Raw genomic sequence first — 8,926 nt, 5'->3', positions numbered from 1 at the left:
CGATGGTGCCGATGTTGCAGTGCGGCTTAGTGCGTTCGAACTTTTCCTTGGCCATGGCCAAACTCCTGTGGCCCGGGTCCAAAGCGGAAGGGCGCTGTGCTCAGTTCATAAAACCTGGAGCGGGTAGCGGGAATCGAACCCGCGTATTCAGCTTGGAAGGCTGCTGCACTACCATTGTGCTATACCCGCACGAAGAATGCGTACACTCCGCCTATCACAAGCGATGTATCCGCACCCGATTTTCCTTGGGGGTTCCGGTCCAAAAACTCGGCCACTGCCAGCGCGTGGTGGGGGAAGCAGGACTCGAACCTGCGAAGCTTACGCAGCGGATTTACAGTCCGCCCCCTTTGCCGCTCGGGACATTCCCCCAGCGCGCTTAGCAATGTGCCGACTTGGATTTGCCGCCTTCCGATTATTAAGTCGGATAACAACAAAAGCCTTCGCTGTCGGGCGACGCCTGTATTAGGAGAGCGCCTTCACCGAAAGCCCGTGGCCTCGTCGGAGGCCGCTTTATAGTGTCCCCTTTTTCAGAACGCAACGACCAAAAAGCCGTGAAAAAACAATCTTTCCACAGACGCGACGAAAAGGGTGCCTCGCGAGGCAAATCCTCGCAGCATCAGGCACCCAGAACCCCGTCTGAGGGTAAAAAATCACCAAAAGCAGCTGTAAACGCTGACAATTTTCTTTGGGGTCGTCACCCGGTTCTGGCCGCTTTGGCCAATCCGGCGCGTCGCGGCAGCGGTCGACTCATGGTTACGGCGGATCGCGCCGAGGAAATCGAGTCGCAGAATCTGGCCCACGGACACAGAATCGAAGTCGTTGATTCCCAACAATTGAATCGAATTTTGCCGGTTGGCGCGGTTCACCAAGGCTTCGCCTTTAAATGTCAGCCCCTCGAAGGCGTCTCGCTCGAAGATCTGGCCGAGCCTGCCGAGGGTGTTCTGGTCATGCTGGACCAATTGACCGACCCGCAGAACGTCGGTGCCATCTTCCGTTCGGCTCTCGCCTTTGGCGCGCGCGGTATAATTGTGCAGGACCGCCATGCCCCCGCCCTCGCCGGTCCTCTGGCCAAGGCCTCGGTCGGTGCCACCGAGCGCCTGCCCCACGCCCGCGTCACCAACCTGTCGCGCGCACTTGAAAAGCTGAACGACATGGGCTGGCGCGCCATTGCCATGGACGGTGCCGCAGAGCTGACGCTCGAGCAGGCGCTGGACGAACGCCCGACGGTCATCGTCATGGGTTCCGAAGGTGACGGGGTGCGCCGTCTCGTGACCGAACACTGCGAAGCCATCGCCAAGATTCCGATGCCGGGCGGTTTTGAATCGCTGAACGTATCGAACGCTGCGGCGATTGCTCTTTATGAGTGTGCCCGCGCCCAGAAGCGCAACGCTTGATCGGTATCCCCGCATAATTGAGTCCGCCGAAGCCGCCGCGACAACTTGGCGCGGGCTTCGGCGGGGTCTAGTTTGGGGACATGGACTTCTTTTCTTCCCCTGAATTAGTCAGCCAGCTGGTCGCCCTTGGCCAGGTCGTGCTGATGGACCTCGTGCTCGCAGGCGATAATGCTGTGGCCGTGGGCCTCGCTGCGGCAGCCCTGCCGCAAGATCAACGCCGCAAGGCCATTCTGGCCGGTCTGGCCATCGCCGTCGTTCTGCGTATCGGTTTCGCCCTGATCACCATCCAGCTTCTGGCCATCATCGGCCTGCTCATGGCTGGCGGCTTCCTGCTTCTGTGGGTGTGCTGGAAGATGTGGCGCGAACTGCGCGAACAGGCCACCCACGATCAGGCCGAAGCACAGCACGAACTGGAACTGGCCCAGAGCATCGAACATGGCACCGGTCCTTCGCCTGAAGAACTGGGCCTGAAGCGCAAGACCTTTGGCGCGGCCCTGATGCAGATCATCATCGCCGACGTCGCCATGTCGCTGGACAATGTGCTGGCCGTCGCCGGCGCTTCGCACGAACATCCGTGGGTCATGGTGTTCGGCCTGATCCTGTCGATTGCCCTGATGGGTGTCGCCGCCAGCTTCATCGCCAAGCTGCTGCATAAATACAGCTGGATCGGCTACATCGGCCTGCTGGTCGTTCTTTATGTCGCCCTGCACATGATCTGGGACGGCGGTCGCGAAGTGATCGTCCGTACCGGCAACATGCTCAAATTCAATGCTGCGGTCCCGGCCTTCCTCGCCATTAGCGATGAAGAAGCGGCCAAGCACCTGAAGAAGAGTGGTCAGGAACCCGAAGCGGTCGAGGTCGCTACACCTGAACCTGCGGCAGAACCCTCTGCCGCCCTTCCGGAGCCCGCTGCATGAGCGTGAATGAAATCACCGTCGAGGAGGCCCGCGATCTGCTGGCCTCCGGCAAGGCCGTCATGATCGACGTGCGCGAGCAAGACGAATGGGACGCCGCCCGTATCGACGGCACCACCCTCGCCCCGCTCAGCCAGATGCCGCAGGCGTGGGAAGCGCTGGACCTGCCCAAGGACAAGACCATCATCGTCCAGTGCAAGTCCGGTGGCCGCAGCGGCCGCGTGTGCGAGTTCGTCGGCCCGACGGCAAAGGACGGCCAGCCGGTCGTCAATCTGGCCGGTGGCATCATGGCCTGGCATCAGGCCGGATATCCGATCATTCAGGGCTAACCCTGAAAGGCCCAAAACAAAGCCCCCGCAGATCGCTCTGCGGGGGCTTTTTTATTGGGCTTATGTTGCCGTCTTAGCTTTCGGCACCGCCAAAGCGTTCAGCCCATTCGGCCACCATGGCGTCGTCGATCTTGCCGAACAGCACGCCTTGGGCCTCGACCTTGTGGCCAACCGGCAGGGCGTTGAGGAAGTCCTCGTCAGCCTTGGGCCACGACAGGTCGGTCGAGTTGACCGAGGCCGCGATCTTCGGTGCCGACGCCGTCAGGACCGGAGCGGCCAGACGGGCGAACAGCGCCACCAGGTTCAGGCCCGTGCGAACCCCGACGGCGGCTTGGTCGCGGTCGGTCTTGAGCGCGGTCCAAGGGGCGGCGAACTGCAGGTATTCGTTGCCCAGCACCCATGCGGCGCGGATCGAAGCGGCGGCCTTGCGGAACTCCATCGCCTCATAGTGTTCGGTCGCCTCGGCGATCACGGCACGCAGGTCGGCTTCCAGCTTGGCTTCGACTTCGCCCGCCACGCCGCCTTCTGGCACCACGCCGTCGAACTTCGATTCCGTGAATTTGACGATGCGGTTCACGAAATTGCCGAGCACATCGGCAAGGTCCTTGTTGATCGCGCTCTGGAACTGTTCCCACGTAAAGGCCGCGTCCGAATGTTCCGGACCATAGGCCGTCAGATACCAGCGCCAGTAGTCGGCAGGCAGCAGTTCCAGCGCCTGATCCATAAAGACGCCGCGCTTCATCGAGGTCGAGAACTTGCCGCCGTACCAGTTCAGCCAGTTGAAGGCCTTGAGCTGGTCCACGGTCTTCCACGGCTCGCCCGAGCCGATGATGGTGGCGGGGAAGCTGACGGTGTGGAAGGCGACGTTGTCCTTGCCCATGAACTGGACATAGCGGACATCCTCGGCACCTTCGTCCAGACGCCACCAGTCCTTCCACGTCTTGCCGTTGGCCTCGGCCCATTCCTGCGTCGCGGCGATGTATTCGATGGGCGCATCGAACCAGACGTAGAAGACCTTGCCTTCCATGCCCTCGCGCGGACCACCGTCGGGGCCGACCACCGGAACGCCCCACGACAGGTCGCGGGTGATGCCGCGGTCGATTAGGCCTTCATCGAGGTGTTTGTTGGCGATGGACTTGGCCAGCGGCTGCCAGTCGGTCTTGCTGTTGACCCACTCGCGGATCTGCGGCTCGACCTTGGTTTGCAGCAGGTACAGGTGGCGGGTGTCGCGCACCTCGAGGTTACGGCTGCCCGAAACCGACGAATACGGATTGATCAGGTCAGTCGGGTCCAGCAGGCGGCCACAGTTGTCGCACTGGTCACCGCGCGCCTTTTCGAAACCGCAGTGCGGGCAGGTGCCCTCGACATAACGGTCCGGCAGGAAGCGGCCATCGTCGATCGAATAGATCATGCGATCGACGCGCTCTTCGATCAGGCCGTTCTTTTCGAGGGCGGCGCAGAAATGCTGGGTCAGGGCGCGGTTCTGCAGGCTGGACGAGCGGCCGAACCAATCGAAGCTGAGGCCGAACGCCTCGCCGGCGTTCTTCTGGATCAGATGCTGTTCGTCGCAATAGGTGCGGACATCCTGACCTGCGGCGGCAGCAGCCAGCTCGGCCGGGGTGCCGTGTTCGTCGGTGGCGCAGATGAACAGGACATCATTGCCCTGCGCCCGCTTGAAACGCGCCCAGATGTCGGCGGGCAGCATCGACCCGGCCAGATTCCCAAGGTGCTTGATGCCATTGATGTAGGGCAGCGCCGAGGTGATGAGGATACGGGCCATGATCGTCCACTAAACTTGAGAGAAGGCGTTGGATATAGAACCGCTTTGGCGCGGCGTCACCCTACCGCTTGGTGAGAAGTGCGGGCTGCACGCTTTGAAATGATGTGAAAGCGCACGCCCAGCAGGAAACCGGAGATCAGGCTGGCCACGATCACCGACGACACAAGGCCATTCACCCCCATGCTGTGGGACAGCCAGAAGCCGAGCGGGATCATCACCACCCCATAAGAGATAAAGTGCATGACCGTCGGCATCAGCACATCGCCCGCCGCACGGTTGGCCTGTGCCGCCACAACCTGAATGGCGTCGGCCACAAAGAAGAAGGTGGCCAGCGCCAGGGCAGGTGCTGCAATCGCCAGCACCGCCGCATCATTGGTATAGGCCCCCGTAATCAGTCGGGCGCTGGGCCAGATGATCAGGCCCACAATGGTCGCCAACACAGCCACCACACCCATGCCGATCCAGCCCGCGCGTTTGACGCCCTCGTGGTCGCCCGCGCCATAGGCCTTGCCGACCAGAACCGCCGTCGCCGACGACAGGCCCATCGGCAGCATGAAGACGATGGCCGAGGTGTTGATCACAATGGCCCAGCCCGCAGTCTCGTTCGCACCGATCAGACCTGCGGCAATGGTCATGGCCGAAAAGGCACCAACCTCGATGAAGTTCGAGGCACCGGCCCCGAGGCCGACCTTAACCTGTTCGCGCTCGGTCTCGCGGTCGCGCTTGGGCTTTTGGAACAGGCCCCACCACTTCAATTCTGGCATACGCAGGATGTAGACGATCAGGAAGACCACCAAGGCCGCGCGCGCCCCAAAGGTCGCCCATGCCGAAGCCGCCGCGCCATGGACGCCCAGCCCCAGCATATCGGGCACCAGCACAACATTCAGGCCGATGTTGACGATATTGGCGATCCACATCGCCCACATGCCCGGCTTGGGCTTGCCCAGCCCCTCAAGGAAGAACTGGGCCGCCACCGAAATCAGATAGAAGGGCATCGACAGGGCAAACACCACCAGCGGCAGCGAAGCCCCCTCGCCCAGACCGTCCTCGAATCCCAGATGCGGCAACAGCAGCGGCCCTGCCATCGCCAGCAACGCCATGGCCACCAGACCCAGTTGCAGCGAATAGACCAGACCGCGACGCAGCACAGCGCCGACCTCGTCGTGACGTCCCTCGCCGCGCATACGGGCGGTCATCACCTGAACACCCATCATCAGGCCGACAGCCGTGGTCAGGATGATCGAGGTCGGAGCCCACGCCAGCGAGTGATAGGCCAGTTCCGTCGAGGAATAGTGCCCCACCACAATGGCGTCGGTCAGACCCATGGTCATGATGCCCACGCGCGCCAGCACCACAGGCCATGCGAGGACCATCAGGTCTTTCAGGGTTTGCTTGTGGGCGGAGCTGAACAAGGCGGAAAATCCAGAGGGACAGGGGTCAAATAAAACAGGACGGCTATCGAGCCGTCCGCAATGGGTGAAGGTTGGGCGTCATGCAAGCCGAAGTTGCGGCCTACCACGCCCCCAGTTCGCGCAACATGGCGGCCAGTTCGGGCGGGGTCTCGCCCGTGTCGATCACATCCAGATCAACCGGCGCATCCTTCGGCTCCAGATAGCGCCAGCCCTGAAACGCGCGGCGCACCGTCGGCGACACGCGGATCACCTTGGGCTCAAGAGTGATCTCGCATCGGCTGGCCTTGCCCTCGCCGATGGTGGTGATGTCCATGATCGGCTGGCGCGCAAGGATGGAGCCTTTCACCACCCAGTACAGCGAACCGCCATCTTCCATCTCGGGGGCGCGCTTGGGGCTCATGCGCGTATGCACGATCATCGGCGCACCCTTGGCGGCGCGTCGTTCCAGCCATTCCACGTCCGGAACGCCTACGGCTAATTTGATCATGTGTAGCGGCATGGGGCGCAGATAGGGGCTGAGTGAGGCGGGGTAAAGGCAGACCAAGGTTTGGTGAGCCGATCCCCTAGCCGATCAAACGACGGGCGGCCCCACGGGCTTCGTCCGTCACCTGCGCGCCCGAGAGCATGCGGGCAATCTCTTCCAGACGGTCATCCGGATTCAGCGGCTCGACGGTCGAGGTCGTCATGCCGTCCTTGTCGGCCTTGCGGACCTTCCAGTGCGTATGGCCACAGGCGGCGACCTGCGGACTGTGGGTCACGACCAGCACCTGCGCGCCATGGGCCAAACGTTTCAGACGGCCACCGACCGCTTCGGCCACGGCGCCGCCAACGCCTTGGTCCACCTCGTCGAAGATCATGACCGGCTGGATTATGTCCTCGCGGCTGGCGAGCGCCGCCTTCATCGCCAAGGCGAAACGCGCCAACTCCCCGCCCGAGGCCACGCTGTCCAGCGGGCCAAAGTCGGTGCCGACGTTGGTGGCCACTTGGAAACGGACATTCTCCACGCCTTCCGGCCCGCGACGCCCCTCGATTGGTTCCAGCGCCACGCGGAACTGGGCGCGCTCCAGCTTCAGCGGGCCAAGCTCGGACAGGACCGCCGCCTTCAGACGCTCGGCCGCATCGGCGCGAGCCTCCGACAGAACCTTGGCCGCCGCATCATAGGCCTGCGCGGCCAAGGCGGCCTCACGGCGGGCATTGGTGAGGGCCTCTTCGCTGTTCTCGATCAGGCGCAGTTGTTCGCGCAGCCTGATCCGCAGCGACGGCAAGGCATCGACCGTGGTGTGCAGCTTGCGGGCCGTGGCGCGAAGGGCGAACAGACGCTCCTCGGTCTTGTCCAAGGCCCCCGGCTCGAAATCAAAGGCATCGGCAGCGGCATCCACCGCCGCAATCGCCTCCATGGCCTCAACCATCGTGCGGTCGATAGCATCCACCGCTTCGGACAGGCTCTTGATAGCGGGATGATCGCCTTCGATCCCCGCCTGCCCCGCCCGCGTGCGGGCATGCTCCACCGCACGCAGCGCCGCGCTCAGCTTTTGAGACAGCTTGTCACCGCCCAACTGGGTGCGAGCATCGGCCAGATCGGCCAGCGCCTTTTCTGCCGCACCAAGGACAGCGCGATCACCAGCCAGCGCCGTTTCCTCGTCCTCCTTGGGATCCAGCGCGTCCAGTTCGGCAAGGTTGTGCGAAATCTCTTCGGCCTGTGCAGCGGCATTGGCCGCATCGGCCTGAAGCGCCTGAAGCCGATGCTCGGCCTCTTTCAACAGCCTTGCCGCTTCGGCCACGGCCTGAAGCTGGGGTTGCAGGCCGCCATAGGCATCCAGCAGACCACGGTGCGTGCGCCAGTCCAGCAGGCCCACCGTCTCGTGCTGGCCATGCACCTCGACCAGACGCGATCCGATGTCTTTAAGCGCCGTCACGCCCGCAGGCTGGTCGTTGATATAGGCCTTGGAGCGACCATCCGCCGACAGGATGCGGCGCAGGATCAGCTCCTCGCCCGCGCGAGCCTCGAAACCGCGCTCTTCGATGGCGGCGATCAGGTCGGGATCATTCGGGGTAACGAAAACAGCCGTCGCCACGGCCTGTTTGGCCCCACGGCGCACCAGTCCGGAATCGGCCCGCGCCCCCAAAGCGAGGCCCAGAGCATCCAGAATAATCGACTTACCCGCACCGGTTTCACCGGTCAGAACCGTCAGCCCCTGCTCGACATCAAGGTCAAGGGCATCAACGAGAACGACGTCGCGGATGGAAAGACTGGTCAGCATGGATCAATATGATTCGCGTTATTCCGGGTGATCCTAACCGGAAACGTAACGAGAACGCAGAGGCTTTTTGCGGCCTCTGCGCTCAAATCTCTGGATCAGTCGAAGGGGTTCAGGCGGCTGAAGATCGACTTCTTTTCGCCTTCCGGTGCCGGAGCCCCTTCCGGACGCTGGCCTTCTTCGGTCAGCAGCGCGAAGGCATCACGGTACCAGATGCTGCCCGGGAAGTTGTGGCCCAGAACCGAGGCGTTACGAACAGCCTCTTCGCGCAGACCCAGTTGCAAGTTCAGCTCGACCAGACGGTACAGGGCTTCGGGCGTGTGCGAGGTGCGCTGGAAGGCCGGATTGGCAATAACCGCCTTATAGCGGTTCAGGGCACCGATCGGCTGGTTCTGGCGCTGGTAGAAACGGCCAACCGCCATTTCCTTACCGGCCAGTTGGTCGTTGACCATGTCGATCTTCACGCGGGCGTCGGTCGCATACGGCGTGTTCGGGTAGCGACGCTCAACCTCGCGCAGGCCAGCCAATGCGGCCTCGGCATAGCCCTGGTCACGGCCCACATCGACGATGCGCTCGAAGTTGCAGACGGCACGCATATAGAAGGCATAGGCCGTCGACGGATTGCCCGGGAACAGTGCGATGAAGCGGTCAGCCGCAGCGATGGCTTCGTTGTAGTTGCTGTTCTGATAGTAGGCATAGACCTGCATCAGGATCGAACGGCGGGCCCATTCCGAATAGGGGTGCTGGCGTTCGACTTCCTGGAAATAGTCGATGGCGTCGTTCCAGCGGCGCGACTGCAGGCGCTGATAGCCGGTGTTGTACAGGGCTTCGACCGGACG

Annotated in this window: 8 protein-coding genes and 2 tRNA genes; 3 read left to right on the top strand and 7 right to left on the bottom strand. The window is 62.8% G+C overall.

Translation table 11 applies throughout. The annotated features are described in order from the left end of the window. Positions 1 to 115: 115 nt before the first annotated feature. Positions 116 to 189, bottom strand: a tRNA-Gly gene (locus Q0Y42_RS13465). Between the two features lie 96 nt (positions 190 to 285). Continuing rightward, positions 286 to 369 (bottom strand) — tRNA-Tyr (locus tag Q0Y42_RS13460). 146 nt (positions 370 to 515) lie between these two features. Between Q0Y42_RS13460 and rlmB the strand changes: the two genes are divergently transcribed. From rlmB to Q0Y42_RS13445, 3 genes are all read left to right on the top strand, one after another. Next, positions 516 to 1,394, top strand: a complete 879-nt coding sequence (gene rlmB / locus Q0Y42_RS13455; RefSeq protein WP_366108481.1) for a 23S rRNA (guanosine(2251)-2'-O)-methyltransferase RlmB — start codon at positions 516 to 518, stop codon at positions 1,392 to 1,394. 80 nt (positions 1,395 to 1,474) lie between these two features. Continuing rightward, a complete protein-coding gene (locus Q0Y42_RS13450) occupies positions 1,475 to 2,311 on the top strand; it encodes a TerC family protein (RefSeq protein WP_297804729.1) in 837 nt (278 codons plus the stop codon). After that, positions 2,308 to 2,637: a rhodanese-like domain-containing protein gene (locus tag Q0Y42_RS13445; protein ID WP_297804727.1), complete on the top strand. Its 330-nt coding sequence runs from the start codon at positions 2,308 to 2,310 to the stop codon at positions 2,635 to 2,637. The genes Q0Y42_RS13450 and Q0Y42_RS13445 overlap by 4 nt, the downstream gene beginning before the upstream one ends. A 73-nt stretch (positions 2,638 to 2,710) precedes the next feature. Here the strand turns inward: Q0Y42_RS13445 and metG are convergent, their stop codons facing one another. The 5 genes from metG to Q0Y42_RS13420 form a co-directional block, all read right to left on the bottom strand. Then, the gene (gene metG / locus Q0Y42_RS13440) at positions 2,711 to 4,417 is read right to left on the bottom strand and encodes a methionine--tRNA ligase (RefSeq protein ID WP_297804724.1); all 1,707 of its coding nucleotides are present in this window, start codon (positions 4,415 to 4,417) and stop codon (positions 2,711 to 2,713) included. 56 nt (positions 4,418 to 4,473) lie between these two features. After that, positions 4,474 to 5,829, bottom strand: a complete 1,356-nt coding sequence (locus Q0Y42_RS13435) for an MATE family efflux transporter (RefSeq protein WP_297804722.1) — start codon at positions 5,827 to 5,829, stop codon at positions 4,474 to 4,476. 100 nt (positions 5,830 to 5,929) lie between these two features. Beyond that, positions 5,930 to 6,328, bottom strand: a complete 399-nt coding sequence (locus Q0Y42_RS13430) for a DUF1489 domain-containing protein (RefSeq protein WP_297804720.1) — start codon at positions 6,326 to 6,328, stop codon at positions 5,930 to 5,932. Between the two features lie 64 nt (positions 6,329 to 6,392). Further along, entirely contained in the window at positions 6,393 to 8,090 is a 1,698-nt protein-coding gene (gene recN / locus Q0Y42_RS13425) for a DNA repair protein RecN (protein WP_297804717.1), read from the bottom strand. A gap of 95 nt (positions 8,091 to 8,185) precedes the next feature. Next, positions 8,186 to 8,926 (bottom strand): outer membrane protein assembly factor BamD (locus tag Q0Y42_RS13420; protein WP_297804714.1); only part of this gene is annotated, 741 nt, incomplete at its 5' end.

Source organism: uncultured Brevundimonas sp. (assembly GCF_947305955.1).
Lineage (GTDB): Bacteria > Pseudomonadota > Alphaproteobacteria > Caulobacterales > Caulobacteraceae > Brevundimonas.
The sequence above is the reverse complement of the archived record's forward strand: the minus strand, read 5'-3'. Positions and strand labels throughout refer to the sequence as shown.

What these genes read in the sequence shown, in the direction of transcription:
- Q0Y42_RS13445 (WP_297804727.1), top strand. Translation starts at nt 2,308, where the DNA reads ATGAGCGTGAATGAAATCACCGTCGAGGAGGCCCGCGATCTGCTGGCC.
- recN (WP_297804717.1), bottom strand. Translation starts at nt 8,090, where the DNA reads ATGCTGACCAGTCTTTCCATCCGCGACGTCGTTCTCGTTGATGCCCTT.
- Q0Y42_RS13450 (WP_297804729.1), top strand. Translation starts at nt 1,475, where the DNA reads ATGGACTTCTTTTCTTCCCCTGAATTAGTCAGCCAGCTGGTCGCCCTT.
- metG (WP_297804724.1), bottom strand. Translation starts at nt 4,417, where the DNA reads ATGGCCCGTATCCTCATCACCTCGGCGCTGCCCTACATCAATGGCATC.
- Q0Y42_RS13430 (WP_297804720.1), bottom strand. Translation starts at nt 6,328, where the DNA reads ATGCCGCTACACATGATCAAATTAGCCGTAGGCGTTCCGGACGTGGAA.